Origin of the sequence: Chryseobacterium sp. VAUSW3, from assembly GCF_002205795.1 — a bacterium.
Lineage (GTDB): Bacteria > Bacteroidota > Bacteroidia > Flavobacteriales > Weeksellaceae > Kaistella > Kaistella yananensis.
Genome location: NZ_NIUY01000001.1, coordinates 408,514 through 434,930, shown reverse-complemented (window position 1 = coordinate 434,930; position 26,417 = coordinate 408,514). Strand labels below are relative to the sequence as shown.

The 26,417-nt window shown below is 43.9% G+C and carries 22 protein-coding genes; 16 read left to right on the top strand and 6 right to left on the bottom strand.

Annotated features, from left to right (window positions below; genetic code table 11):
• Nucleotides 1–2 precede the first annotated feature (2 nt).
• From CDW55_RS01900 to CDW55_RS01890, 3 genes are all read right to left on the bottom strand, one after another.
• Complete coding sequence (locus CDW55_RS01900) at nt 3–734, bottom strand: NAD(P)-binding domain-containing protein (RefSeq protein WP_088468041.1); 732 nt, start codon at nt 732–734, stop codon at nt 3–5.
• Nucleotides 731–1,294: a guanylate kinase gene (gene gmk, locus CDW55_RS01895; RefSeq protein ID WP_088468040.1), complete on the bottom strand. Its 564-nt coding sequence runs from the start codon at nt 1,292–1,294 to the stop codon at nt 731–733. The genes CDW55_RS01900 and gmk overlap by 4 nt, the downstream gene beginning before the upstream one ends.
• A gap of 68 nt (nt 1,295–1,362) precedes the next feature.
• Entirely contained in the window at nt 1,363–2,220 is an 858-nt protein-coding gene (locus tag CDW55_RS01890) for a YicC family protein (RefSeq protein ID WP_088468039.1), read from the bottom strand.
• Nucleotides 2,221–2,350: 130 nt separating this feature from the next.
• Between CDW55_RS01890 and CDW55_RS01885 the strand changes: the two genes are divergently transcribed.
• The 6 genes from CDW55_RS01885 to murI all read left to right on the top strand — a co-directional run bounded on the left by CDW55_RS01885 (nt 2,351) and on the right by murI (nt 9,371).
• Nucleotides 2,351–3,397, top strand: a complete 1,047-nt coding sequence (locus CDW55_RS01885; protein ID WP_088468038.1) for a PASTA domain-containing protein — start codon at nt 2,351–2,353, stop codon at nt 3,395–3,397.
• Between the two features lie 56 nt (nt 3,398–3,453).
• A complete protein-coding gene (locus CDW55_RS01880) occupies nt 3,454–4,524 on the top strand; it encodes an RluA family pseudouridine synthase (protein ID WP_088468037.1) in 1,071 nt (356 codons plus the stop codon).
• A 43-nt stretch (nt 4,525–4,567) separates the two neighbouring features.
• Nucleotides 4,568–5,518: a PorP/SprF family type IX secretion system membrane protein gene (locus tag CDW55_RS01875; protein ID WP_088468036.1), complete on the top strand. Its 951-nt coding sequence runs from the start codon at nt 4,568–4,570 to the stop codon at nt 5,516–5,518.
• Nucleotides 5,519–5,613: 95 nt separating this feature from the next.
• Entirely contained in the window at nt 5,614–7,038 is a 1,425-nt protein-coding gene (locus tag CDW55_RS01870; protein WP_179285893.1) for a rhomboid family intramembrane serine protease, read from the top strand.
• Nucleotides 7,035–8,162 carry a radical SAM family heme chaperone HemW gene (gene hemW / locus CDW55_RS01865; protein WP_088468034.1) on the top strand — a complete coding sequence of 376 codons (1,128 nt, stop codon included), beginning with the start codon at nt 7,035–7,037 and terminating at the stop codon, nt 8,160–8,162. Before CDW55_RS01870 ends, hemW begins: the two co-directional genes overlap by 4 nt.
• A 378-nt stretch (nt 8,163–8,540) precedes the next feature.
• Entirely contained in the window at nt 8,541–9,371 is an 831-nt protein-coding gene (murI, locus tag CDW55_RS01860; RefSeq protein ID WP_088468033.1) for a glutamate racemase, read from the top strand.
• 1,001 nt (nt 9,372–10,372) lie between these two features.
• Here murI and CDW55_RS01855 read toward each other — a convergent pair.
• Nucleotides 10,373–10,966 (bottom strand): RsmD family RNA methyltransferase, encoded by a 594-nt coding sequence (locus CDW55_RS01855; RefSeq protein ID WP_088468032.1) that lies wholly within the window; start codon nt 10,964–10,966, stop codon nt 10,373–10,375.
• Nucleotides 10,967–11,149: 183 nt separating this feature from the next.
• Nucleotides 11,150–11,869 carry a DUF3822 family protein gene (locus tag CDW55_RS01850; RefSeq protein WP_088468031.1) on the bottom strand — a complete coding sequence of 240 codons (720 nt, stop codon included), beginning with the start codon at nt 11,867–11,869 and terminating at the stop codon, nt 11,150–11,152.
• Between the two features lie 245 nt (nt 11,870–12,114).
• Between CDW55_RS01850 and CDW55_RS01845 the strand changes: the two genes are divergently transcribed.
• The gene (locus CDW55_RS01845; RefSeq protein WP_088468030.1) at nt 12,115–12,609 is read left to right on the top strand and encodes a Smr/MutS family protein; all 495 of its coding nucleotides are present in this window, start codon (nt 12,115–12,117) and stop codon (nt 12,607–12,609) included.
• Between the two features lie 111 nt (nt 12,610–12,720).
• On the opposite strand, the gene CDW55_RS01840 is transcribed toward CDW55_RS01845, so the two are convergent.
• A complete protein-coding gene (locus CDW55_RS01840) occupies nt 12,721–13,041 on the bottom strand; it encodes a DUF6370 family protein (RefSeq protein WP_179285892.1) in 321 nt (106 codons plus the stop codon).
• 511 nt (nt 13,042–13,552) lie between these two features.
• Between CDW55_RS01840 and glyA the strand changes: the two genes are divergently transcribed.
• From glyA to CDW55_RS01790, 9 genes are all read left to right on the top strand, one after another.
• Nucleotides 13,553–14,818 (top strand): serine hydroxymethyltransferase, encoded by a 1,266-nt coding sequence (glyA, locus tag CDW55_RS01835; protein WP_088468029.1) that lies wholly within the window; start codon nt 13,553–13,555, stop codon nt 14,816–14,818.
• Between the two features lie 196 nt (nt 14,819–15,014).
• Nucleotides 15,015–15,338, top strand: coding sequence for a four helix bundle protein (locus tag CDW55_RS01830; RefSeq protein ID WP_228399591.1), 324 nt, complete (start codon nt 15,015–15,017; stop codon nt 15,336–15,338).
• Nucleotides 15,339–15,400: 62 nt separating this feature from the next.
• Nucleotides 15,401–15,826 carry a regulatory protein RecX gene (locus tag CDW55_RS01825; protein ID WP_088468028.1) on the top strand — a complete coding sequence of 142 codons (426 nt, stop codon included), beginning with the start codon at nt 15,401–15,403 and terminating at the stop codon, nt 15,824–15,826.
• A 944-nt stretch (nt 15,827–16,770) separates the two neighbouring features.
• A complete protein-coding gene (locus CDW55_RS01815) occupies nt 16,771–17,412 on the top strand; it encodes an outer membrane beta-barrel protein (RefSeq protein WP_179285891.1) in 642 nt (213 codons plus the stop codon).
• 73 nt (nt 17,413–17,485) lie between these two features.
• Nucleotides 17,486–18,289 carry a polysaccharide biosynthesis/export family protein gene (locus tag CDW55_RS01810; RefSeq protein WP_088468025.1) on the top strand — a complete coding sequence of 268 codons (804 nt, stop codon included), beginning with the start codon at nt 17,486–17,488 and terminating at the stop codon, nt 18,287–18,289.
• Nucleotides 18,290–18,293: 4 nt separating this feature from the next.
• A complete protein-coding gene (locus CDW55_RS01805) occupies nt 18,294–20,618 on the top strand; it encodes a GumC family protein (RefSeq protein WP_088468024.1) in 2,325 nt (774 codons plus the stop codon).
• A gap of 351 nt (nt 20,619–20,969) precedes the next feature.
• Nucleotides 20,970–21,938, top strand: a complete 969-nt coding sequence (locus CDW55_RS01800) for an SDR family oxidoreductase (protein ID WP_088468669.1) — start codon at nt 20,970–20,972, stop codon at nt 21,936–21,938.
• Between the two features lie 1,825 nt (nt 21,939–23,763).
• On the top strand, nt 23,764–25,221 hold the full coding sequence (locus CDW55_RS01795; protein ID WP_088468023.1) for a nucleotide sugar dehydrogenase: 1,458 nt from the start codon (nt 23,764–23,766) through the stop codon (nt 25,219–25,221).
• A gap of 6 nt (nt 25,222–25,227) precedes the next feature.
• Nucleotides 25,228–26,394, top strand: coding sequence for a nucleotide sugar dehydrogenase (locus CDW55_RS01790; protein WP_088468022.1), 1,167 nt, complete (start codon nt 25,228–25,230; stop codon nt 26,392–26,394).
• Nucleotides 26,395–26,417 lie beyond the last annotated feature (23 nt).

Here is a 26,417-nt window from a genome sequence, read left to right as displayed (position 1 = left end):
GATTAAAAATATTTAGGATTCGGATGTATAAATTTATAATTAAATTCTTTAATGAAAAGATTAGACGAGATGATTCGGTCGCCGTCTTCATTTATACTGGATTTGCCTGCTTCTTTATCACCGTTTAATACCTCAAGAACCGTAGGATGTTCCGGTGCAACGATATTATAAAGTTTATTGTGATGGTCTGCAGAGAGCAAAAGTTCTACCATTGCTGAAATATCTCCGTAATGGATGTAATTTACTTTTTTTTCGGGCTCAGGCGGTTGTCTGTCTGCATAAAAATTCTTCAGGGATCTTTCGTCACCCATCAAACCACCCAAACGCAGAATAATGGTTTCAGGATATTTGGTTTTAACCAATTGCTCTGAAGCCAGAAGATCTCCGCGAAGATTTTCACGATGTTCTTCGGTAAAGATTCCGTTTTGCTGAGGGTAAATTCCGGTAGAGCTGAAAAACAGGGATTTTCTGAACTGAGTTCCCAATTTTTTAAAACCTTCAAACCATGAATGGCGGGAAACAGGCATGCTGAAAATAGCAACTTCGGCAGAATTCAGGAAATCTGCGTCAAAATCTTTACTGAAATCGAGCACATGAACTTCTGCCGCAACTTCCTTCAACTCCTCAACTTTTTCAGGAGAAGTAGTCGTCACGATGACGTGATGATTCCGGCCGGTAAGATGTTTCGCCAACCTTTTGCCTAACCATCCGCAGCCGATAATGGCAATTTTCATGAATGAAGGAAGTTTTTCATGATATTTTCTGTTGTATTTTTCGCTTCGTCAAGATCGTTATTGACGATGATTGCATCGAACTGGTCTTTATACGTCATTTCTTCAGAAGCTTTAGCGACTCTGGTTTTGATGGTTTCCGGATCATCGGTGGCGCGTGAAACCAGTCTTCGCTCCAGCTCTTCAATGGACGGAGGCATAATGAAAACCGAGAGGGCTTTGTCGCCGAAATATTTTTTTAGGGCGATCCCGCCTTTTACATCCACATCGAAAATTACGGTTTTGCCGCTTTGCCAGATTCTTTCGACCTCCGATTTCAGGGTTCCATAGAATTTATCGTGGTACACTTCTTCATATTCCACGAAAGCATTTTCTGAAATCAGTTTCTTAAATGCTTCTACCGAAAGGAAAAAATAGTCTTTCCCGTGAATTTCTTCACCTCTCAAAGCTCTGGTAGTCGCTGAAACGGAAAACTGCAATTGCGGAAATTGCTGTAGACAGTGTTTTACCAAAGTGGTTTTGCCGCTTCCGGAAGGGGCTGAAAAGATGATGACTTTGTTCATATTTGGCTAATGCATAATGGTTAGTGGATTCCTGCTTTAGGCTCTTTGTCCTTTTTCCTTGGCTCTTTTTACAGAACATTCAGCGTCTGCTCCTTGATTTTCTCCAGGTCGTCTTTCATCATCACCACGAGTTTCTGGATTTCTGCGTGGTTGGCTTTTGAGCCTAACGTATTGATTTCGCGGCCGATTTCCTGGGAGATGAAGCCGAGTTTCTTTCCGTTGAACTCTTCGTTTTTCATCACCTCGTTATAATATTTCAGGTGTTGGGCAAGGCGGACCTTTTCTTCAGAAATGTCGAGTTTTTCAGTGAAATAAGCCATTTCCTGATAAAATCTTGTTTCATCAATATTGTCGAATTCATTCAGGGTGCTCCGGTATTTTTCTTTGATGGTTTCCAGGCGGATGCTTTCGTAAGGCGTCACCTGCGATAGGTAATTTTCAATATTGTGGATGTTGCGTTTCAGCTCTTCGTGGAGGTTATTGCCCTCGGTTTTGCGGAAACTGTCGAATTTTGCCAGGGCTTCTTTCATGAGGCCGCTCAGGAAGATCCATTCATTTTCATTCAGTTCGTCGGGGCGGGTAGAGATGGCATCGGGCATTCTGATGGCCATTTTCAGGTATTCGAAATCGGGTCCGTCGGCGGCAATTTTCTTCAGATCATCCATGTAGGCTTTCACCAGCTCATGGTTTACGCTCACATCACCGGAATCGTCCAGCGCTTCGAGATTGATGTAGCAGTCTACCTTACCGCGCAGGATATTGTCGTTGAGGACTTTCCGCAGTTCGAATTCTTTTTCTTTATACCGCAGGGGCATTTTTATATTCAGGTCGAATGATTTGCTGTTGAGCGACTTGATATCGACAGTAATTTTTTTTCCTTCGAACACTCCTTCGCTTCTTCCGAAGCCGGTCATGGATAAAATCATGGATTTGCTTTAGTCTGCAAAGATAAATATTTCAAAACTTTTGAACATTAAAAACCGGAGCAATAAGTTTCTCTCATTTACGAAAAAGATTATTTTATATATTTGCAACTATATTTAAAGATTTAGAAATATGCTTAAATCGCTTTTCCACTGGAAAGTCCTGGTTAATATCATTTTGGCAGCTGTGGTTTTCACAGGATTGGTTTGGTTAACATTCCGGTGGCTGGAGCTTCATACGAATCACGGCAAGGAGATCGCAGTACCCAATGTGATGAACAGATCCGTACATGATGCCATAAAAATCCTCGATGATTCCGGACTGGATTATGAGGTTGACAGTTTCAAATACGATCCCAAATACCGCCCTTTTCAGGTTTTACAGATTTATCCGTCACCGGGTTCCCGTGTGAAAGACGGCAGGACTATTATCCTTAAAGTAAACCCGAGAACCTACGCACAGGTCTCGGTTCCTGATGTTCTGGACAGGTACAAAGGTTTGGCCTTCCGGCAGCTGGAACAGGTAGGGCTGAAGGTTGGCGATACCATTTACGAGCCCAGTATTCAGCGCGACGCCGTGCTCAGGATGCTGTATAATGGAACAGTGCTGAAGCCGGAAACGCTGCTGCCACGTTTTTCAACCATTGATCTGGTCATTGGCGCAGGCCCCAAAAGAAATATTACCGTTCCCAATCTAGTGGGATTAACCGTACAGGAAGCGAAAGCCATCATCAAACAGAATCTTTTCGAAGTAGGTCTTGTGGAAAGTGAAGACGGCAAGCAGGACGAATCGGATATTGTATATTATCAGGATCCGGCACCGTTTGATGTCCGCGATCAGGGAATGCAGATTGATATCTGGTCGAGTAAAAAGACCCCTGCGGAAATGGGCGGAAAAATAAGCGAGCTCAATGCGATTTACAGAATTAAACTTCAGGATGTAGAGCCGCTTCCGGAGTTTGTGGATCCACCGGTTTACCGGGAACCTGCACCGAGAACCGTAGAGCCGCGACCGGAAACCCCGACGCGTGAAACGCAAAAAGCCGAAACCCCAAAGGCGGAGACCCCTAAATCTGAGACGCCCAAATCCGGGGCCGACAGCAAACCGAAAACTACGGCACCTGCAACCCCCGCAAAACCTGCAGAAAAGCCGAAAGCCAAAAAAGTAATAGTAGAATAATACTTATTTAATAATCACCTAAAGCTTCAGCGGAAAGTTGAAGCTTTTTTTAATCTATGTCCGACGAAACCGACGAATTTTTAGAAGAAGACTTACCCGGCCGCGAATCCGGAGAAGCTGATGATGCCGAATCGGCAGGACTCTACGAGCACCTCAACATTAAAGTTGACCGAAACCAAGAGCCGCTGCGCATCGACAAGTTTCTGTTCATCTTCCGGCAGAACTCTTCCCGGAACAAGATTTCGCAAACCTGCCGCGCAGGCAATGTGGTGGTGAACGGTAAACCCGTAAAGCAGAACTACCGCGTAAAACCCGGCGACGAAATATCCGTGCTGCTGGCCCATCCGCCGCGCGAAAATATAATCATCCCTCAGGATATCCCTATCAACATCGTGTATGAAGATGATGATTTGGTGGTGGTAGACAAGGATCCCGGCATGGTGGTACATCCGGGTCACGGCAATTATACCGGAACGCTGGTGAACGCCCTGGCCTATCATTTCGAAAAAAACGGTGAGAAATCTGATCTCGACAGGGTAGGACTCGTGCACAGGATCGACAAAGATACTTCCGGACTTTTGGTCATTGCCAAAAATGAATATGCGCTGAGTTTCCTGGCCAAACAGTTTTTCGACCGAACCACCAAAAGACTCTACTGGGCTTTCGTGTGGGGAAATATGCCCGACGATGAAGGAACGATTACGGGAAATATCGGCAGACACCTGAAAAACCGGATGCAGATGGCGGTTTTCCCGGACGGAAGTTTCGGTAAACATGCCGTTACGCACTACAAAGTCATCGAAAGGTTTAAATACATGACCTGGGTGGAATGTAAACTGGAAACCGGAAGAACGCACCAAATCCGCGCCCACTTCAAACATATCGGGCACACGCTTTTTAATGATGAAAGGTACGAAGGCAATGTGATCTTGAAAGGAATTAACCTGCCGAAATACAAACAGTTTGTAAAAAATGTTTTTGAGGTGCTGCCCCGCCACGCCCTTCATGCCCATACGCTGGGCTTCATCCATCCCGTTACCAAAAAAGAGATGTATTTCGAAAGTCCCATGCCCGCAGATATGGAGGAAGCCATGAAAAAATGGAGAAATTATCTGGAACGCGGATAACCCGAAAAGTTTTTTATATTTGTTTAAATTTCACTCCGCCATTATGAGAAAAATTTATGCCTTATTTTCTGTTTTACTGTTTTTTGTACACTACAAAGGCCAGGAAACACTTCCGTATTATCAGCAGTATCTGCTCGACGGTGATTTCCTGTTTAATCCTGCACTTTACGGTAAAACAGACGATGTGGTGTTGAATTTAAATTACCAGAAACAGTTTTCGCAGTTCGCCGAGTCGCCCAATGTACAGTCGATTGGGCTTCATGCCAATGTTTTCGACCGGGTAGGGGCGGGACTTTCGTTTTTCCGCGACCAGAACGGGCCGGTTTCTTCCAACGGAATTGGGGCCGGAGCTTCTTATTTTATTCCGATTGACGACGATGGCGAAAGGAAAAGCCAGTTTTCCTTTGGAACAAACGTGAATTTCTACAACATGAATATCGATCTCGCGAAACTGAATCCTCAGGATCCGGGAGATCCTACGCTGGCTTCGGATACCAACAGTCTGTTTCTCGTGTATGCCAATCTGGGAATGGCCGTAACCTACCGTAACTTATTTGCCGGTATTTCCGTAAATGACATTGCGCTGACCAATGATATCCCAATCGTCAACGGTATCGAGCCGGAACCGACCAAGATTATTCTGAATGCGGGGTATGATTATTACCTGGGTGATCAGTTTTATGTTTCGCCATCGGTTCTGATGAATTTCAGCACCAATTCCTCCAGAATAACAGATTTTAACCTGATGGCTACAGTATTGGGTGACGAAAGTTCTTTTTCGGCCGGAGCGAGTTTCAGAACTTCAAGAAACAGATTCGGCAACCAGAATCTTGGAATTTCGCCTATCCTGAAGGCGACCGTAAACAATTTCTTTTTTGGCGCGAGTTATAATTTCGGTCTTTCAGACATTCAGCAGTACGCAGGCAGCAGTTTTATGCTGAGCGTAGGGTATAATATCGAAAACTTTATCAATACCAGAGGGTACCGATACTGATAATGCAGCATTATTTAAAAAAGGTATATCATATTCTGCCAATGTTTCTGTTGGCAGTTTTTTTATGCGTAAGTCTATTAGGAATTTCACGCTACTTGTTAGATTTTAAATTTCAGATTTTAGATTTTAAAGAAGAAGTCTGGGATTTGTATCTGCCAATGATTCTATCGGTTATTTCACTGATTTTAATGAGGAAGCGAATTGGAGTTCTTCGGCATGCTAATCCAGACAAAGACAATTTTATTTATTTCGTGATTTTTGGGATTGCATTATGTGCGGCTTTAGTGAGTTCTCAATTTTATTACAAAATAAAATTTTCTCAAAACCAAACAATTCCAGATATTCATCAAATAAGCTCAGATAAAAATGTAAACAGAATAAAAATTAACTCCTACTTCGTCGATGATGCTTATCTCTCTTCACAATTTACAAGGGATGTTACAGGGAAGTATGGCAATGATTTAAATTTTCATTTCTATTTCGTAGCTGCGATATTAAAAGACAGTTTGGAAGAGCCAAAAAATGATCCGCCCCAAGTTTGGTTTGCCAATCACTTCTCAAAAACAATAAGCAACAGGCTTTCTGACGAAGAAAAACGAATTGAGTATAAGAACTTCAGAGAAAAATGCTATTATGATTTAGCGCATTTCAATTTTTACAACAATACATATTTTATTAAAGTTCCCAATTCAGACAAAAAGGAGATCTATGAGCGTTTGATTTTAAACGTTGTGGATAATCCCCAAAACAGGGAAGTAATATTTTTATCTCCCTCTAACGGGAAATTCAATGATGATGGAGGAAGTGTGCTTTCCTGGTTTTTTTATATACTTGGGATTGGCATTCTGGTTATTTTATTCGCATTAATTTTCCCCAATTATCGTGATCAGCCAGTAAAGGCTAAAGATGAAGAAGATGATTTTAACTTTTTTCTTCAACTGTTTGTTCCCAAAAAGGGATACTTTATAACTCCTATACTTATCGATCTGAATCTTCTGGTATTTATTATTCTGTCGCTGTTTGGAGTCAATCCTTTTTACCCGCAGACTGAGGATTTAATCAGATTCGGAGCTTTGAGTTCTCAAATTTCCAATGGCGAATACTGGCGCTTTATCAGCAGTATGTTTTTGCACGGCGGTATCATGCACTTATTGATGAACTTAATGGTCCTGGGGATTGCCGGTTTTTTCTGCGAAAATATATTTGGTATAGCCAGATTTGCCATTATTTACTTTGTAAGCGGCATTATCGCAGGCATTTCTTCATTGATCTGGCATGACGGAAATGTGATATTGGTAGGAGCTTCAGGTGCCATTTTCGGATTGATAGGATCTTTTGCGATGGCTCTTCTTCTGCGCAACAATTTTAAAGAAAATAAAATTGTTTTACTGGTGATTTTTGCTTATTTCGTGATTAATATCTTTTTTGGTTTAATTTCCAATTCAGACAATGCAGCTCATATTTCTGGATTTGTTTGTGGAATGTTAATCAGTTTACTGTATAACGTTTTTGAATCATGATCTATTTACATATTCCTTTCTGCAAGCAGAAATGCAGTTACTGCAACTTTCATTTTTCCACTTCTTTAAATTTTAAGGAAGAGATGGTGGCTGCCTTGAAAAAGGAAGTCTTTCTGCGCAAAGATGAACCCCAGGACAAAAACCTGAAATCCCTTTATTTTGGTGGCGGAACTCCTTCCATTCTGAAAGTCGATGAACTGAAATCAATCATTGATGAGGTTCTGAAATATTTCAGCTTTAATGAGGACATCGAAATTACCCTCGAAGCCAATCCCGACGATCTGGATCAGCCATTTTTAAAGGAACTTGCACAAACTGAAATCAACCGCCTGTCGATAGGTACCCAAAGTTTCTTTAATGAAGATCTCATGCTCATGAACCGTGCCCATAACGCCGGAGAAGCGGAATCTTCCATCAAGCGCGCGCAGGATTTCGGTTTCGAAAATATCAGTATTGACCTTATTTACGGGTCACCGACCTCGAATTTTGAAATCTGGAAAGAAAATCTCAACAAAACCATTGCACTTCAGGTGCCTCACGTCTCGTCTTATGCGTTAACCGTAGAACCGAAAACCGCCCTCAACCAGTGGATTAAACAGCATAAGATTCCCGCACCGAAAGAAGCGGAACAGAACCGCGAATTTTATTATATGTCGGAATTCCTGAAAGATCACGGTTTCGATCATTATGAAATCTCCAATTTCGGGAAACCAGGCTTTCATTCCAAGCACAATTCCGCCTACTGGAAATCCCATGAATACCTGGGCATTGGTCCATCTGCGCATTCCTACAACGGCAGTAATGAAAGGAGCTGGAATATCGCCAACAATAAACTTTACATCGACTCGCTGGTTCAGAACAAAGTTCCGAAGGAAACCGAGATTTTATCGGAAGCCGATCAGTTCAATGAAATGATTATGATTGGGTTAAGAACAGTTTGGGGCGTTGACCTGAAGGTTTTGAATGAAAGATTCAGTGAACAGGTTCTGGCGCATCTTCATAAAGAAATTCAGTTCAAACTGGAAGAAGGTATTTTAATCATCGAAAACAGTCACCTGAAAATTCCGGAAAAGCATTGGTTTATGGCGGATGGAATTGCGTCCGATTTGTTTATGGTGAATTAAGTGATGTTGGGCGTCAGGTAAAGAGGTATGATCTTTTTACCACAAAGCGCACTAAGATTTCACGAAGCGCACTAAGAATGATTGGAAATTAAAGGATTAATTGATGGCGGATGGTATTGCTTCGGATCTTTTTTTACCACAGAGCGCACAGAGATTTCCACAGAGGACACTTAGAATGATATCACCGCAACCGGAAATCAGCGCAATCCGTGTAATCTGTGTGAGTTTTTTGAAGATTCACGGTTACGGAAAGCATGGTAATCACCGCCATCGGGGGTAGGCAATACTGAATCCTCATTAAAAATCCTTTAAGAAACATCCGGCATTCAACACCCCGCATCCCGCATTTTTCTTATTTTTGCAAAAACTTCTTTCCCTTTGAAAAAGAAACAACAGGATTTCAGTCACCTTTCCGGCAAGCAGCCTATCGGGATTTTCGATTCCGGTGTGGGAGGTTTAACGGTGGCTAAAGAGATTAAAAGATTATTACCTCACGAGGATCTCATTTATTTTGGCGATACCAAGCATCTCCCGTACGGCGAAAAATCCAGGGAAGCCATCGTAGGTTATTCCACCAAAATCACGAGTTTCCTGCTCGAGAAAAACTGTAAAGCCATCGTCATTGCCTGTAATTCTGCCACGGCTAATGCGCTCACAGAAGTTTTGGAGCTCGTGGACGGCAAAGTTCCGGTCATCGATGTCATCAATCCTGTAGCCGAAAAAGTTGCGTATGAAATTCACAACAATGTGGGCGTCATTGCAACGAAAGCCACGGTAAATTCAGGACTTTATAAAAAATCCATCCGCAGGCACAACAAATTTATCAAGGTTGACGAACTCGCGACGCCACTTTTGGTACCCGCGATAGAAGAAGGTTTTAAAAACCATCCGATTACGCATTCCATCATCTATAATTACCTCAGCAACAGCAAGCTGAAGAATATTGAGACGCTGATACTGGGCTGTACGCATTATCCGCTGCTGATCGATGAAATCCGCCAGTATTATGGAAACCGAGTGCGTGTCATCGATTCGCCGAGTATTGTCGCAAACCAGCTGAAAATAATTCTTGAAAAACACCATCTGCTGAATGACCGAAATCCGGAACCGAAATACCAGTTTTATCTCTCGGATCTCACGAAAAATTTCGAGAAGATTTCAAAGAAATTCTTTGGGAACTCCATTAATCTGGAACTGAAGGTGCTTTGAAGTTGGAAGCTTGAAGTTTTAAGTCGGAAGTTAGGAAATTTTATAAATATTATTTCCCGCAGATTTCGGTGATGCCGCAGATTTCGTTTGGATGCTGGATGCCAGATGCGGGGTGTTAGATGTTGGATGTTTGAAGTCCTACGGAGGTTTTATGCGCCGTCATGAAGCATCCACCTTTTTTGGACTTTTGAACAGCTTAAAAGGCAGATACTTTTGTCACTTTTGCGGTAAACATCCTTAGCTGCAAGTTGGAAGTCGGAAGTACGGAGTTGGAAGTGGGAAGTGTGAAGTCGGCAGTTCTACGGAGATGATATGCGTCGTTATGATGCGCCCACCTTTTTTGGACTTTTGAACAGCTTAAAAAGCAGAAACTTTTGTCACTTTTGAGGTAAACATCCTTAGCTGGAAGTCGGAAGTCGGAAGTACGGAGTTGGAAGTGGGAAGTGTGAAGTCGGCAGTTCTACGGAGATGATATGCGTCGTTATGATGCGCCCACCTTTTTTGGACTTTTGAACAGCTTAAAAGGAAGGAACTTTTGTCACTTTTGCGGTAAACACCCTTAGCTGGATGTTGGAAGTCGGAAGTTGGAAGCTGGAAGTTTGAAGTCGGAAGTTAGGGAATTTTGGAAATATTATTTCCCGCAGACTTCGGTGATGCCGCAGATTTCGGTTGGATGTTGGATGCCAGATGCGCGGTGTTAGATGTTGGATGTTTGAAGTCCTACGGAGGTTTTATGCACCGTGATGCGCCCAGCTTTTTTGGACTTTTGAACGGCTTAAACGGCAGATACTTTTGTCACTTTTGCGGTAAACACCCTTAGCTGGAAGTTGGAAGTCGGAAGTACGGAGTTGGAAGTGGTAATTGTGAAGTCGGCAGTTCTACGGAGATGATATGCGTCGTTATGATGCGCCCACCTTTTTTGGACTTTTGAACAGCTTAAAAAGCAGAAACTTTTGTCACTTTTGAGGTTAAAATCTGAAAAGAAATTGCTTGTCTTAACCTTAATCTCTATCGTTATCCTCAACCTTATCCTCTGCCTCATTCGGTTTAAAGAAAGAGAAACTTACATTCCCATATTTTCGGGTGTCGAGTAAATTCGGGTGCTGAAGTTTCATGCGGCTTTGGTGTTCGAGGATGAAAACACCGTTTTCCTTCACATAGTTGTTGTTCAGAACCAGCGAAATCAGTTCGTCATATTTCTTTTCTTCCATGTCGAAAGGCGGGTCGGCCACAACGATTTCATACGATTTGCGGTTTCTGTTTTTCTTCAGAAATTCGAAAACGTCGCCGCGGTGAACCTTCACCTGCATTCCCATTTCCAATTCTCCAGCGGTGGTATGAATAAATCCTGAATGTTTGGCGTTCATTTCCACGGAATTTACATCATTGCATCCCCTCGAAGCGAACTCCAGGGAAATAGAGCCGATTCCGGCAAACAGATCAAGCACAGAACTTGACGCCACGTCCAGATTGTAACGGTTTTCAATAATGCTGAAGAGCGCTTCCTTCGCAAAATCGGTGGTCGGTCTTACTTCAAAATTTTTGGGAGCGGCGATTCTTTTGGATTTCCATTTTCCGGAGATAATTCTGTACATAATGATGGGGGTTGGGTGATGGGTGATGGGTGATGGATGATGGATGGATGATGGATGTTTGATGATGGGTGTTTAATCAAGTTTATTTCTAAAAGCGATGATGTGATTCAGTATTTTAAAGGATTTATTTGGGCGGGAAATTTTTCGTACATCCCGCATCCATCACCGCACATCCAGCCAATATTATCCATTCATTACAAAATTCCGCTTCGGAATATTATCAAACACAATCTTCAGGTTTTTTACAAATTTGCGGAGTTCGGTGATAAAAGTTTCGTTTTCAGTCGTTTCGCCGTACACGAAAAAGTGGGTTTCACTGATGCCGAAACCGATTTTACTTAAAGTAAACATAATGAAATAAAGAAAATCGACTTCCGAATTCACATCCAGATTATTGTACAGCACCATTTTCTTACGGTCGAAAGCGAAAAACTCGCACTGGTGATGGTAGAGATTGATGTGGATTTCTTTCTGATTTCTGAGATTCAGCGACTGGAGGAATTTTTCGCCCGAGAAGTTAAATTTCGCCGGCAGGTTCAGCTTTTTAATGGACTGATAATGGTTCCGGGGAAAAGTATAATAAAACTGAACGCCCTGTTTTTTGTTCACCGAAAGCATCAGCTCCTCGTGTTCCCGATCCACAGGCGCGTTGAACGATATTAAATCATAGCCCAGCTCATGTTCCGGAAATCCTTCGGGCATTACGGTGAAGTGGTTCAGTGCCGAAACCACAGCGATTTCGCTGAAGTTTTTTTTCGCAAGAATTTCATCCAGTTTTTGGGAGACGGTTGCTGTCGGATTTTCTTCGTCAGCAAAATAAGAATGTTCCTCTAAAACGGTTTTGTTTTTAGAAATCTGGTACTGTAAACCGTCTTTGGTGAAAAGTAGCGAAAGTTTCTGCATAATTTTTTGTCGTGAGCAAATTTAATAAAAAAATAGTAGTCCGCGCCGCAAACATTATCGCCTGCTGAAAACAGGAATGGTCAGTTTGGTATGCCGGGCTTTGTCAAAGTTTTAAATATCATAACACTACTTTGACAAAGTTCGAAGGGAAACCGACCCTGCAACCAAAAAAACTTTGTCAAAGTGCCTCCACAGTCAAAAGTTACAAGTAAGAAATTCCTATTTTTGTATTCTACAGCGATTTCATGAAAACCGGCGATAAAATATCACTCATCGATGACAATCTTAAAGGCACTATTATTTCTGTAAAAGGTGAAGTGGTGGTTTTTAAGGATGAACACGGCTTTACGCACCAGGAAAAGAAAGAAAAACTCGTGCTGCAGGATCCTGAAATTTACGGGCAGGTGCCCACCGTCCTCAAAAAGGAGATCTCCGCACCGCGCTCTAAAAAACACAACAGAAAGCATATGGTACTCGATTTACATTTCGAAAACCTGGTGAAAAACCCTTCGGATTATAACGCGTTTGAAAGAATTTTCATCCAGAAAGAAAAACTGGAGGAAACCATCGGCTTCTGCCGCAAAAACAACCTTAAGAAACTCGAAATCATCCATGGCATCGGCGACGGCGTCTTACAGCGCATGGTACACGATTACCTCACCGGACAAACCAACCTGGAGTTCGACGATCATGATTTTTTCTACCATCAGAGAGGCAGTGTGATGGTGACACTGAGATGAGAAGTGGACTAGTGGAAGAGTGATTGAGTTAATGGTTTACCGATAACTGCATTACTATACCACTACACTACTAAACCACCATACCACTCAAACACCCAGCACCCAGCAATCTCACTTTTTCTGCGCAGGCAACAGTTTAAAGGAAGTGGCAACAAATGTATCACCTTTCACCCTGCCGGTGACTTCAGCTTTACGGATGGAGTTACAGAAGCCTTCTTTAGCATGGGCATCGCCATGGTCATCGATATTTGTCCCTTCCACAAAATAAGATTTTCCGTCGATTTTTACGGCCAGATCGCAGCCTTTTTTGCCCTTCATTTTAAACTGGCACTGTCCGCAGGCTGCTTCTACGACCTGAGTATTCTGTTTGGTCGTTTGGGAACTGATGGCGATTCCTGAAAACATGAGGAATACAAAAAGAAGATTTTTCATAATCATTATTTCAGGTAAAAGTAGGTTTTTCTGCTGAATTTCAATAGGATTACCGTCACGGTGTCCTTTATCCGACGGAGGAAGACGCTTTAAACCTTATCAGGCTGCTCATGCACGAGCTACTTTGTCAAAGTTTTAAACAGCATAACACTACTTTGATAAAATTCAAAGGGCAACCGACCCTGCAAATTTTGTCAAGTACTTACGCGCATAAACAGAACTTTGACAAAGTAAGCGACCATAACAATGCTTTGACAGCGTTTGACTGGCAACGTCCAAAGCTCATTGCTATTCCTTGTCCACACTTTCATCCTTAACTCCACCCTCAATCCATCCACATCCTCATTCTTATTCTTATTCTTATTCTTATTCTTATTCTCAACCTTAGCCTCAACCTTAGCCTCACCTTCAACAAAGTCCTCAACTTTCTCTGAACTGTCCCAAATTCTTACCGAAAAATTTCCGTATTTTTGGATTCTTAATAATCGTTTATCAATAATAACTCAGAAATATGGATCCAATTTTCGACCTCATCGAACAGGAAAGACAAAGACAAACCCACGGAATTGAACTGATCGCTTCAGAAAACTTCGTTTCAGATCACGTGATGAAAGCCATGGGCAGCGTGCTCACGAATAAATATGCGGAAGGTTATCCCGGCAGAAGATACTACGGCGGCTGCGAAGTGGTGGACGAAGTGGAAAGCCTGGCCATTGAACGTGCCAAAGAGCTTTTCGGCGTGGAATATGCGAATGTTCAGCCTCACTCAGGTTCTCAGGCTAATGCCGCGATTTACTTGTCGGTCCTTAAGCCGGGCGATAAAATCCTGGGCCTCGATCTTTCCATGGGCGGACATTTGACCCACGGGTCTTTCGTAAACTTTTCAGGGATTCAGTACAATGCCAACTTCTACGGGGTAGACCGTGAAAGCGGATTGATCGATTACGAAGCAATGCGCCAGAAAGCGCTGGAAGTAAAACCTAAAATGATGATCGCGGGTTATTCTGCGTATTCCAGAGATATCGACTTTAAGAAATTCCGTGAAGTGGCAGACGAAGTGGGCGCTACGCTTTGGGCAGATATCGCGCATCCTGCAGGTTTAATCGCGAAGGGACTCCTAAGTTCGCCTTTTGAACACTGCCATGTCGTGACCACCACCACCCATAAAACGTTAAGAGGTCCGAGAGGCGGACTGATCATGATGGGGAAAGATTTTGAAAATACCTACGGCCACAAAACGCCGAAAGGCGAAACCAAACTCATGAGCGCGGTGCTCGACAGTTCTGTGTTTCCGGGAATTCAGGGCGGTCCGCTCGAGCATGTCATCGCCGCAAAAGCTGTGGCTTTCGCCGAAGCCATCGACACGAAATTCGAAATCTACGCAAAACAGGTCGTGGCCAACTCCCGCGCTTTAGCCAAAGCCATGAAGGATAACGGCTTCGATATCGTGAGTGGCGGAACCGACAATCACCTGATGCTGGTAGACCTCCGAAATAAAAACGTCAACGGCAAGGAAACCGAGAAAGCCCTTGTAAAAGCCGACATCACCTGCAACAAAAACATGGTGCCGTTTGATGATAAATCAGCATTTACTACTTCGGGAATCCGTCTCGGTACGGCGGCCATCACCACGCGAGGCCTGAAGGAGAACGACATGGCGACCATCGCCGGACTCATCAATGAGGTCGTGATGAACCTTAAAGACGACGCCGTTATCAGCGAGGTCCGCAAAAAAGTGAATGCGCTGATGGATGAGAAGCCCTTGTTTCAGTATTAATTAGGTTGAGGCTGAGGTTTAGGTTGAGTGAGATTTGTTTTAATTAAAAAGTAAGGTTGTAATATGTTCAGCTTCTTTCATTAATGCCCCAAATTCACTTCAGTCTTCACCTCATCCTCACCCTTAACCTCAATCTTAACCTTAACCTCAATCTATGTACACCGATTTTACCCAAATGCCGGTTTAGAAGCATGCGATGGATATCGCGGTTGAAGTTTTCGAGATTTCAAAATCGCTTCCGAAGAAAGAAGATTATGCACTTACTTCGCAAATCCGAAGAGCTGCCGAAAGTATTTCTTCCAATATTTCTGAAGGATTTGGAAGAGGTGGAGATAAGGAAAAGATAATGTTTTACAGGTTTTCTCGGGGCTCAGCAAACGCAACAAAAAACCACCTTATTTACGGAACCTTGGTAAAGTATTTTGAAGAGCAGCAGTCATCTGCCATTATTTCAAAAATTGAAGATTTGGTTCACGAACTTAATAAAATCATTAAAACTATAGAGAACAAGGGAAAATAACCTCAACCTCAACCTCAGCCTTGGAACACAAATCCTACACTTTCCTCGAAATCAAACAGAAAATGGCCGCTTACTGCAGCTATCAGGACCGGTGTCACCAGGAAGTGGAGCAGAAGATGCGCGACTTCCTGCTGATTCCGGAGGCGAAGGAAGAAATTCTGCTGTATCTGATGCGCGAGAATTATCTCAATGAGGAGCGTTTTGCCCGAAGCTATATCCGCGGGAAATTCTATATCAAATCCTGGGGACGAAACAAAATCCGGAACCACCTAAAGTTTAAAGGGGTACCTGAGAAACTCATCAACCGCTGTTTCGATGAAATCGATGACGCGGATTATGAAAAGACGCTCCTCAAAATCTATGAAAAGTACTACGCCCGCCAGACGGGTAAAGAATATCAGAAGAAATCGAAGACCACTAAATACCTGCTGGGGCGGGGTTTTGAGTATGAGGAGATTCTGAGGGCTGTTGAGTGGTTGAGTGAATGAGTGGGTTAGTGGATGAGTGGGTTAGTGGCTGAGGGATTGAGTATTGTAGTGGTGACGGGGTTTTCCTTCCACGTTATCAGCGTTCTTTTTAGGCTGTATTCTGGGTTATTATCAAAATATCAATAGGAATGGTCTTTAGCCCATTTTAATAATTACGGTAGTATCCGGCTTTAGCCGAAACCTAAGTCCTGTATTTTTCCAGAAACGGAACAATGGTTTCCTTGCTTTGCAGAGACGCTTACAACGTGACAAAGGTTTGGGAATAAAGTGGTTTAGTGAGTGAGTGGGTTAGTGGTTTAGTGGGTGAGTGGGTGAATGATTGAGTACTTGAGTACTTGAGTGGTGATGGGATCAATTTGCTACTTTGTCAAAGTTTTAAACAGCATAACAATACTTTGACAAAGTTCGAGGGGTTATCGATCCTGCAACCGAAAAAAACTTTGTCAAAGTGCTTATGCGCATGAACAGAACTTTGACAAAGTAGGCGAGTACTCACTTTGTCAAAGTTTTAAACAGCATAACAATACTTTGACAAAGTTTGAAGGGAAACCCACCCTGCAACCCAAACAAAGTTTGTCAAAGTGTCTATGTTGCATGAACAGAACTTTGACAAAGTTTAGCCCGTTAAAGTTTCCGGTTTCCCGGTCCGGCATTCTTCCACCAGTCCACTAACCCACTAATCCACCAACCCACTAGATCTACCGAAACACCCAGCATCGTGCACCCCATCCCTGCATACCTCTTCCCTCTTCCATCACCCATCTTCCATCTTCCATCATCCAAAATCTCCCATCTCCCATCCCTTGCAGGCAATTCTTCCCTGAAAATGGCGTTTTAACTAAAGTTAATCTGCGGAGGGATTAAAAAAAATACCCATTATTGAAATAATTTTAATTAATTTGCACAAATATTACGTTACACACAAACAGTCAATGTTGTCCGATATGAAAAAAATAAGTACAGTCCTTGCCCTATTCGTAGCCGTTATCCTTAGTGCTCAGTCATTTAAGTACGGAATAACAGGGAATATTCACAGAGGCTCTATCGTGGGTGTTCACGACCGATCTATAGGAAAATACGGAGGTGGATTAGGGATTTTCGCCGAGATTCCATTGGTGGAGAATGATGTTTTCGATTCTGCCTGGCTCTATGTAGTGCCACAGGTTGAATACAGTATGCAAGGTGAAAATGCTGAGGTAAAAAAAGATATTTATGGATTGCAGAAATTCCATCATGACTATTTAGCCATGCAGGTCTATCTGAAGTGGTTTTTTCATAAAGGTAATATGAAAAGAGATCTTTTTTTATTCGCTGGACCTCGGATTGAATATCTGGTGCGAGAAGACAGAAAGGTTGATCCCGCATACGATCTCACCCATTACAAGGTAAATCTTGACGATGAAATTGAAAAATTCGGATATGGAGTATCTTTCGGGGCAGGTCTGAAGATCACCCAGCAGTGGTCTGCCTTTCTTCGCTACGACAGAGGCTTCAGCAAGGTATATCCGAATAACGACCGTAACAATACCTATAACAGGCTGATCGCTTTAGGCGTAAATTATTACCTGAACGAAAACTGGTGGTAGAAACAGCACGGTTTTTGACCAAGATTACAGCCTGATGAAAATATCTTTACTTTTGTAATCTTAAAATTTAACAATGAAAAAATACGCAGCCGTATTTCATATCTTATTTATTGCGCTCTTCCTGATTTCCTGTAAACCAAAAAAGAATATCGTTTATATGTCCAATGATAACTTCCAACAGGAAGTTTCACAGGCTAAATACGCGGGCCTTCATCTCCAGGAAGGTGACCGGCTTCAAATCCTCGTTTCTGCTTTCGATGAGATTGCGGTAAGACCATTCAATATTGCAACCATGAACCGGACGGGAAATACCACATCAGGAACCTCGGGTGGCAATACCGGAAGCAGCCCCAGTGAATATACCGTCAACAGCGATGGGACCATTATTTTCCCGGTTCTGGGCGCGGTGTACTGCAAAGGCATGACGAAGCAGCAGCTTAAAGAAGACCTTGAAAGCAGACTTAAACGCTATCTGACAGATCCTATGGTGACCATTACCCTCACCAACTTCAACATCAGTATACTCGGAGAGGTGAAAAGTCCCGGACAGAAGACCAGTCCTACAGAAAAACTCAATATTTTTCAGGCCATTGCGCTGGCGGGAGATCTGACTTACGACGCGAACCGCACGAATGTGAAACTCATCCGGACTTCCGAAGCTACGGGAAAAGATGAAACCGTGTCTTTGGATCTTTCTGAGGCCTCGATCGTCAATTCCCCTTACTACTATTTACAGCAGAACGATATTCTGTATGTAGAGCCCGACCGCAACAAACAGGTGGCCGTCAACAATGATTCCGCGACCGACAAATGGATCCGTTACGGCGGTATCGCTTTGGGACTTGTTACGCTTATTATTTCATTAACCCGAAAATAAAACCATGGAACTTTTAGAATCTTCGGGACCCGTACAGAAGGCGAAACCCCTTAACATTAAGAAAGAAATTGTAAAATACCTGAGGAAATGGCCGTGGTTCCTCATCAGCATGGCGGTTTTTTATACCGCTGCACAAATCTATCTGCGGTATGCTGAGCCGCAGTACCATACCAAAACCTCCCTTAAACTCCTCGAATCCAAGGGTAAAAATACGACGGCCCTTAACGATCTTAAAAACCTCGGAATGGGGGTCAGCGGTTCAGATGAACTTCAGGGTGAAACCACGCTGATCGTTTCCAAGCCCATCTTACAGAAGGTGGCGCGTAATCTTAACCTCGATGTGTCCGTGTACAGTTCAGGAAAGATCAAGGAATTTGAGCTCTATAAGAATTCTCCCTACGAGATCAGAATCATCAGTTTAAACAATCCTTCCGGTTTCAGTGGTGCGACATATGAAATGACGCCTGTGGGCAATAATTCGTACCGCCTTTCCGGCTCCGGTAAAATCTACCGTTTCGGAACCCCGGTACAGGTTTCTTTTGGTGTGATTCAGGTAGATGCCAAGCCCGGCAGCAGGAATAAAGTCCCTTTGAAAGTGGTCTTCAAGAATCTTGCAAGGGTAGTTGGCGGACTGGAAGGAAGCATCAATGTAAGTCTTCCGCCCAACAAAGGAATGCTGATGGAAGTCTCGATGGTAGGTCCGGTTCCCCAAAAGTCAGAGGATATCCTCAACGAACTTACCAAACAGTACCTTATCGACGGGGTGAACGATAAAAATGAGGAAGCCCAGAATACCCAGAATTTCATCAATGAAAGACTGGAAATCATCACGGAAGACCTTTCAGGCATCGAAGGACAGAAAGAAAATTTCAAGCGTTCCAACCAGATTACCAACCTCGATGCGCAGGCGGGTATCGCTTTAGGCAGTGCCGAAGAAAATACAAAAGCCGTTGTTGAGAAAAGTATGCAGCTTGATGTCGTAAACTCGGTACTCTCCGCCAGCAGCAGTGAGCAGCTCCTTCCTTCGGGAATGGGACTTAATTCCGGTGCTGAAACGGCAATTACACAGTACAACGAACTCGTGCTCACCCGGAACCGCGTGCTGAAGCAGGCCACCGGAGAGAATCCGGCCGTGGTAGAGATGAACAAACAGATCGGTGCCCTGCGCAACCTCATCCGCAAGAATCTGATGGAAAGCCGCGAGACCCTGCAGCTTCAGATCGCCCAGGCGAATGCCCAGCTCAATGTCGCCAAAGGCAATATCAGCCGATACCCGACTCAGGAAAAGATCTTCCGAAGCATCGACCGTCAGCAGACGCTGAAAGAACAGCTTTACCTCTACCTTTTACAGAAAAGGGAAGAGAATGCCATTACCCTGGCGGTTACGGCTCCCAAAGCCAAAATCGTAAACCCTGCGTTTACCACCGGCAAAGTACAGCCTCAGAACCAGCAGATTATTCTGGGCGCACTTGCAGCAGGCTTCCTTCTGCCTCTTGTTTTCTTCTTCGCAAAAAACACACTGGATACCAAGGTGCATACGAAGGAACATATCCTGGCGCATTTTCCGGACGCTTCCATCATCAGTGAAATCCCGGTACAGGAGACTCCGGATGAGCTCGTGCATGCCAATGATTTTTCTGTGTTTTCCGAATCCTTCAGGATTCTGAGTTCCAACCTTAAATTCCTTCTCAAGGCAAAAAATCAGGAAAAGGGAGGCGTTGTGCTCGTTACTTCCTCCATTAAAGGAGAGGGTAAAACCACGGTCTCCATGAATACAGCGGTGACGTTAGCCGGAAGTAGTTCCGTACTCATCATCGGGGCCGATATCCGTAATCCTCAGCTCGACCGCTTTTTTAAGGGCAAAAATACCGGGCTCACCGATTATCTGGTCTCTGACGATCAGGAGCCGGATGCTTTTATAAGGCCTTCAGGTCTGCATGAAAATCTGGATGTGATGTTTGGCGGACAAATCGCCCCGAACCCGAATGACCTGCTCGACATGCAGAAATTCGACACCATGCTTGCCGGACTTAAAAAACGCTATGATTATATCATCCTCGATTCCGCGCCCGTGATGCTGGTGAGTGATACCCTTCACCTCATCGAACATGCCGACGCTGTACTCTATGTGGTGAAATCAGATTTTACCGAGAAAGATATGATCGACTTCGCTTACGGCTTCCGCAACGAAAACAGAATCGATAATATGGCCTTCGTCCTCAACAGTGTAAAACCTGAGAATACCCGTTACGGAACTACGATTGGCTACGGCTACTATTCCGAAGAACACCGCCAGAAAATCAAGTGGTGGAAGAGATTTGGACTGTAGGACGCTGGGTGGTTGAGTGATGGAGTGCTTGAATGGGGTAGTGGTTGAGTGGTGTAGTGGTTTCTGGTTAAGTGGTGTAGTGGTTTCTGGTTAAGTGGTGTAGTGGTTTAGTGGTTTAGTGAGGCATGTGGCTTCTGGCGTTTGGCGTTTGGCTTCTGGCATTTAGCATTTAGCATCTGGCTTCTGAAATCAAAAATCTAATATTCAGCTTCCAGCATCTATAATCTAAAATCTAAAATCTCTCCTCTCCTTCACACAATTACCACAAACCTCACCCATACTGGTCTCTATTTTGTAAATTTGCGGCCTGTTAACATTATTGGAACGGGGCATTCTGTTCACCATTATACTATGAAAAAAATACTCATTACCGGCGGTGCCGGATTCATCGGCTCAAATCTCTGCGAATATTTCATCGAAAAAGGCGATCAGGTCACCTGTCTCGATAATTTCGCAACCGGCTTTATGCATAATATCGAGCATCTGCTGGAGCATCCGCAGTTTACCCTGATCGAAGGGGACATCCGCGACGCTGATACCTGTGCCAAAGCCTGCGAAGGTCAGGATTATGTGCTGCATCAGGCTGCGCTGGGTTCGGTTCCGAGGTCCATCAATGATCCTGTTACAAGTAATGACGTGAATGTAAGCGGTTTCCTTAATATGCTCGTGGCAGCCCGCGATGCGAAAGTGAAACGTTTTATCTATGCCGCCAGTTCTTCGACCTATGGAGACTCTGCTTCCCTGCCAAAAGTGGAGGAGGTCATCGGCAGGCCGCTGTCACCGTATGCCATCACCAAATATGTGAACGAACTTTACGCTGATGTGTTTTCGAAAACTTACGGTATGGAATGTGTCGGTCTGCGCTACTTCAATGTCTTTGGGAGGAAGCAAAACCCTAATGGAGCCTATGCCGCGGTGATTCCTAAATTTGTCATTCAGCTCATGAACCACGAAAGTCCTGTCATCAACGGTACCGGGGATTATTCCCGTGATTTTACGTATATCGACAATGTCATCCAGATGAATGAAAAGGCGATGCTTTCCGAAAACCCGGCGGCGGTGAACACCGTTTATAATACAGCAGTGGGCGACCGCACAACGCTGAATACATTGGTCGCCTATCTCAAAGAATATCTCGGAGCTCATGATCCGGAAATCCTGAAGGTGGAAACCATTTACGGTCCGGAGCGCGCGGGCGATATCCCGCATTCGCTGGCCTCCGTAGAAAAGGCGAAAAGACTCTTAGGTTACGAACCTACGCACAACATACAGTCTGGACTGAAAGAGGCCGTGGAGTGGTATTGGGAGAATCTGAGGTAGTGGAGGAGTGGGTTAGTGGTTTTGTGATTTAGTGATTTAGTGATTTAGTGGGTTAGTGGGTTAGTGGTTTAGTGATTGAGTGATTGAGTGAGGGAAGAGGGAAGAGGGAAGTTTGGTGCTGGAAGCTGGGTGTTTGAGTGGTTTAGTGGTGTAGTGGGTTAGTGGTTTAGTGTGGGATACTGATTGATGGGTGTGGGACGCTGGCTGTTGCACCGTTACGGCATCGCCGTGGTGAGATTGACTCCGTCGAACCGCTTCGCTAGGTTTCCTACGGAGTGACAAAAGCAATGGTTATAGATTTGTTGCAATTCAGAAGAAATTCACCTCCCGAATTGCTTAATTTTTTAAATTATAATCAACTATTTAACCACAGAACTTTGTCGCTCTGTAAGAGTCCAAATGTACAAGAAACAGGATAATAATTTTGCATCGTCACGCCTTCGGCTCGGTGAGGCTTCTACGGAGTGACAAAAGCAATGGTTATAGATTTGTTGCAGTTCAGAAGAAATTCATCTCCCGGAATACCAGAAACCAATGACCTAGGAGTTATTTGCGTAAAGAAAAATCGAGATTTCTTCGTGTACCGCTCTTCCTAATAATAACTGCCTAAAAATCCCCACTGTTTGCCTCATTCTTTTTAATTGTTTTTAAAGGAATCGGCGAATAATCATTTGAGTGGCGGCAGTACATTTCATTAAAAGCGACAATCGTCCTACCCGCCCGAAACCTAACGGAGTGGTTCAACGACCGAAGGGAGTTAAACCGCTTGTGCTTCAACGACCGAAGGGAGTTAAACCGCTTGTGCTTCAACGATGGCAGGGAGTTAAACCGCTTGCGGTTCGACGACCATTGGGAGTCAATTTTGGGGAAACCTCACGTAGTGGTTCAACGACCGCAGGGAGTTAATTTCTTAGAAGAAATTCAACTTTTATAGCAATCCGCCATAGGCGGATCGCCGATTCCATTAAAAATATAAACAGGATGAGGCAAAAAGATCCAAGTCTTGAAAACGAAGTTTCGACGATTCAAATAAAATAAATAGAGAAGAGGAGTCATTTTTTCGTTCTTTTTTACTCATCCTTTATTTATTTTACTCTGGTATTCGTGATATGCTTCGCAATGCATCAAGAAAAAAAGAACAGGATTGCTGCTCTGCCACGGTGAGACCCATTCGGGGTGACAAAAGCAATTGGTAATGATTCGTTGAAGTTCAGAAGAAAATCACCTCCCCGCAATACTGGAAACAAATGACCTAGGAGATTTTTGCGTTAAGAAAAAGTTGCAATGGAGCGTTAAGAAAGATTTTTTGTCCGAAGCGCGGCCACACTTTAAATTGAGAAAACAATCGCCTTTCCGCGCAAGTTTAAATCTTTTAGCGGAATGTAAACTTTTTTAGCGAAAAGATCCAGTCTTGACCTTTTTGGTTCTTTTTGTGTCAAGACAAAAAGAACAGTAGTAATGCACTGTCACGCCTTCGCCTCGGTGAGATTGACTCCGTCGAACCCCTTCGCTAGGTTTCCTACGGAATGGCAAAAGCTATTTTTTACAATGTGGTTTCAGCAAACAAACGATTGACTGCCGCCGCCGGCGAGATAAGGCTCAGAAAATTTTTATTATAGAGGCCGCTAATCCACCAGACCATTCAACCACTTCATCACACCCCGCCCCAATAATTATGTTAACTTCCCTTCACATTACCCCTACATTTATAAATAAATACTTACCTTTGTCGCTTCAAAAAACAGAAAAGTACCGGAAGTATTTTATTGTAAATACTTTTAAACCAATATTTTATTGTTTAATACCGTTCTTTTAAAGTATTTATATGACACATCAAATCGCCATCATTGGCCTTGGCTATGTAGGGCTTCCTTTGGCCCGACTTTTCGCTACGAAATACCCAGTCGTAGGGTTCGATATCAACCAACAGCGGATCGCGGAACTCAATGCCGGAAATGATTTCACCCTCGAGGTCGAAGAAGACCTTTTGAAATCGGTCCTTATCACAGTGAATCCCTTTGTCATTCCGAGCCTAAACAAGGAAGAAACGAAAGTTTCTGACGAAGTTTACGAACGCAGTTCAGAGGAATCTCAGTCCATTGCACCTGTCCTGAGCGCAGTCGAAGGAAAGCGAGGACTGTACTGCACCCACGAACTTTCCGATATCGCAGACGCCAACATTTACATTATCACCGTACCTACTCCCGTAGACAAGAATAACAAGCCCGACCTTACGCCGCTGTACAAAGCCAGCGAGACCGTGGGGAAAGTCCTGAAGAAAGGGGATGTTGTGATTTATGAATCTACGGTGTATCCCGGCGCTACTGAAGAGGAGTGTATTCCTGTGCTCGAAAAAGTGTCGGGGTTAACATTCAATCAGGATTTTTTCGCAGGGTATTCTCCGGAACGGATCAATCCTGGCGATAAAGAGCATACCGTAGAAAAAATATTAAAAGTGACCTCAGGTTCTACGCCGGAGATTGGAAAAGTCGTGGATGATCTGTATAAATCGGTCATCACCGCAGGAACCCATCTCGCACCCACGATTAAAGTGGCGGAAGCTGCGAAGGTGATTGAAAACTCGCAGCGCGACATCAATATCGCGTTTGTGAACGAACTGGCGAAGATCTTCAACCTCATGGACATCAATACCCATGATGTGCTGGAAGCAGCCGGCACCAAATGGAATTTCCTTCCCTTTAAACCGGGCCTTGTGGGCGGACACTGCATAGGCGTGGATCCCTATTACCTGGCGCAGAAAGCACAAGAGTTTGGTTACCATCCCGAGATCATCTTAGCCGGACGACGCATGAATGATTCCATGGGCGCCTATGTCGCCTCTCAGGTCGTAAAAGCCATGATCAAAAAAGACATTGCGGTCAACGGTGCCGAAGTGTTGATGCTGGGAATCACGTTTAAAGAAAACTGTCCGGATGTCCGCAATACCAAAATTGTAGATGTGGTTGCCGCATTGAAAGACTACGGCATCAAGGTCACCATTTACGACCCCTGGGCAAAACCGGAGGAAGTAAAACATGAGTACGGATTGACCTGTTATAATACTTTACCCTGTCATTCCGCGCGCAGCGAGGAATCTCTTTCCGCCGCGCAGCTGGAAAGCACCTCAGCCTTAGGCTCAACCTCAGCCTTAAAGTACGATGCAGTAGTCCTAGGAGTAGCCCACAACGAATTCCTGAACCTGGACCTGAACCTCAGCCTTAAAGAAAAAGCGGTGGTGTATGATGTTAAGGGCGTTTTGGAAGGAGCAGAAAACACATTATAAGAACGTATGAAAATCACAGTTGTCGGTACCGGCTACGTAGGGCTTTCCAATGCCCTTTTACTCGCGCAGCATCATGAGGTGGTGGCGTTTGATATTGTTCCCGAAAAAGTGGCGATGCTCAATGCACAGGTTTCGCCGATTGAGGATCACGAAATCAGTGATTTTCTGCAAAATAAAAACTTACAGTTTAAAGCCACTACCGATCAGCAGGAAGCATACCAGAACGCCGATTATGTGATCGTGGCGACTCCGACGGATTACGATCCGAAAACCAATTACTTCAACACCAGCAGCGTGGAAACGGTGATTGCTGACGTTAAAAAATACCGGCCGCAAGCGGTGGTCATCATTAAATCCACGGTACCGGTGGGTTTTACTGAAGATTTAAAAAAGAAACTGGATTTTAAGAACATCATCTTTTCCCCGGAATTCTTGCGGGAAGGTAAGGCGTTGTATGATAATTTATATCCCTCAAGAATCATCATTGGCGAACAGAGCCAAAGAGCAGAGGTTTTTGCGGAACTCCTCAAGGAGGGGGCGATCAAAAAAGACATTCCGGTGTTATTCACCCATTCCACAGAAGCCGAAGCGATTAAACTTTTCTCCAATACCTATCTTGCATTAAGGGTGGCGTATTTCAACGAACTCGACAGTTATGCGCAGACGCATCAGCTCGACAGCCGGCAGATTATCGAAGGCGTAGGTTTGGATCCCCGCATTGGTTCGCATTACAACAACCCGTCTTTTGGCTATGGCGGTTACTGTCTGCCAAAAGACACCAAACAGTTGCTGGCTAACTATGATGCGGTACCCAATAACATTATCAGTGCGATTGTGGATGCTAACCGAACCAGAAAAGATTTTATCGCCGATTCTGTTTTAGCAAAAAACCCTAAGAAAGTGGGCGTTTACCGGTTAATTATGAAATCCGGTTCCGACAATTTCCGGGCTTCCGCGATCCAGGGCGTGATGAAGCGCATCAAAGCAAAAGGCGTGGAAGTGGTGGTGTACGAACCCGTAATGAAAGAAGAAACCTTCTTCGGTTCTCGCGTCACCAAAGATTTGGAAAGCTTTAAAAAGGAATGCGATGTCATCATCTCCAACCGCAAAGCACCCGAACTCGCCGATGTGGAAGAGAAAGTTTATACGAGGGATTTGTTTGGGAATGATTGATGCACGATTTTAATGGCTTAAAA

What these genes read in the sequence shown, in the direction of transcription:
- CDW55_RS01900 (WP_088468041.1), bottom strand. Translation starts at nt 734, where the DNA reads ATGAAAATTGCCATTATCGGCTGCGGATGGTTAGGCAAAAGGTTGGCG.
- gmk (WP_088468040.1), bottom strand. Translation starts at nt 1,294, where the DNA reads ATGAACAAAGTCATCATCTTTTCAGCCCCTTCCGGAAGCGGCAAAACC.
- CDW55_RS01890 (WP_088468039.1), bottom strand. Translation starts at nt 2,220, where the DNA reads ATGATTTTATCCATGACCGGCTTCGGAAGAAGCGAAGGAGTGTTCGAA.
- CDW55_RS01885 (WP_088468038.1), top strand. Translation starts at nt 2,351, where the DNA reads ATGCTTAAATCGCTTTTCCACTGGAAAGTCCTGGTTAATATCATTTTG.
- CDW55_RS01880 (WP_088468037.1), top strand. Translation starts at nt 3,454, where the DNA reads ATGTCCGACGAAACCGACGAATTTTTAGAAGAAGACTTACCCGGCCGC.
- CDW55_RS01875 (WP_088468036.1), top strand. Translation starts at nt 4,568, where the DNA reads ATGAGAAAAATTTATGCCTTATTTTCTGTTTTACTGTTTTTTGTACAC.
- hemW (WP_088468034.1), top strand. Translation starts at nt 7,035, where the DNA reads ATGATCTATTTACATATTCCTTTCTGCAAGCAGAAATGCAGTTACTGC.
- CDW55_RS01855 (WP_088468032.1), bottom strand. Translation starts at nt 10,966, where the DNA reads ATGTACAGAATTATCTCCGGAAAATGGAAATCCAAAAGAATCGCCGCT.
- CDW55_RS01850 (WP_088468031.1), bottom strand. Translation starts at nt 11,869, where the DNA reads ATGCAGAAACTTTCGCTACTTTTCACCAAAGACGGTTTACAGTACCAG.
- CDW55_RS01845 (WP_088468030.1), top strand. Translation starts at nt 12,115, where the DNA reads ATGAAAACCGGCGATAAAATATCACTCATCGATGACAATCTTAAAGGC.
- CDW55_RS01840 (WP_179285892.1), bottom strand. Translation starts at nt 13,041, where the DNA reads ATGAAAAATCTTCTTTTTGTATTCCTCATGTTTTCAGGAATCGCCATC.
- glyA (WP_088468029.1), top strand. Translation starts at nt 13,553, where the DNA reads ATGGATCCAATTTTCGACCTCATCGAACAGGAAAGACAAAGACAAACC.
- CDW55_RS01830 (WP_228399591.1), top strand. Translation starts at nt 15,015, where the DNA reads ATGGATATCGCGGTTGAAGTTTTCGAGATTTCAAAATCGCTTCCGAAG.
- CDW55_RS01825 (WP_088468028.1), top strand. Translation starts at nt 15,401, where the DNA reads ATGGCCGCTTACTGCAGCTATCAGGACCGGTGTCACCAGGAAGTGGAG.
- CDW55_RS01815 (WP_179285891.1), top strand. Translation starts at nt 16,771, where the DNA reads ATGAAAAAAATAAGTACAGTCCTTGCCCTATTCGTAGCCGTTATCCTT.
- CDW55_RS01810 (WP_088468025.1), top strand. Translation starts at nt 17,486, where the DNA reads ATGAAAAAATACGCAGCCGTATTTCATATCTTATTTATTGCGCTCTTC.
- CDW55_RS01805 (WP_088468024.1), top strand. Translation starts at nt 18,294, where the DNA reads ATGGAACTTTTAGAATCTTCGGGACCCGTACAGAAGGCGAAACCCCTT.
- CDW55_RS01800 (WP_088468669.1), top strand. Translation starts at nt 20,970, where the DNA reads ATGAAAAAAATACTCATTACCGGCGGTGCCGGATTCATCGGCTCAAAT.
- CDW55_RS01795 (WP_088468023.1), top strand. Translation starts at nt 23,764, where the DNA reads ATGACACATCAAATCGCCATCATTGGCCTTGGCTATGTAGGGCTTCCT.
- CDW55_RS01790 (WP_088468022.1), top strand. Translation starts at nt 25,228, where the DNA reads ATGAAAATCACAGTTGTCGGTACCGGCTACGTAGGGCTTTCCAATGCC.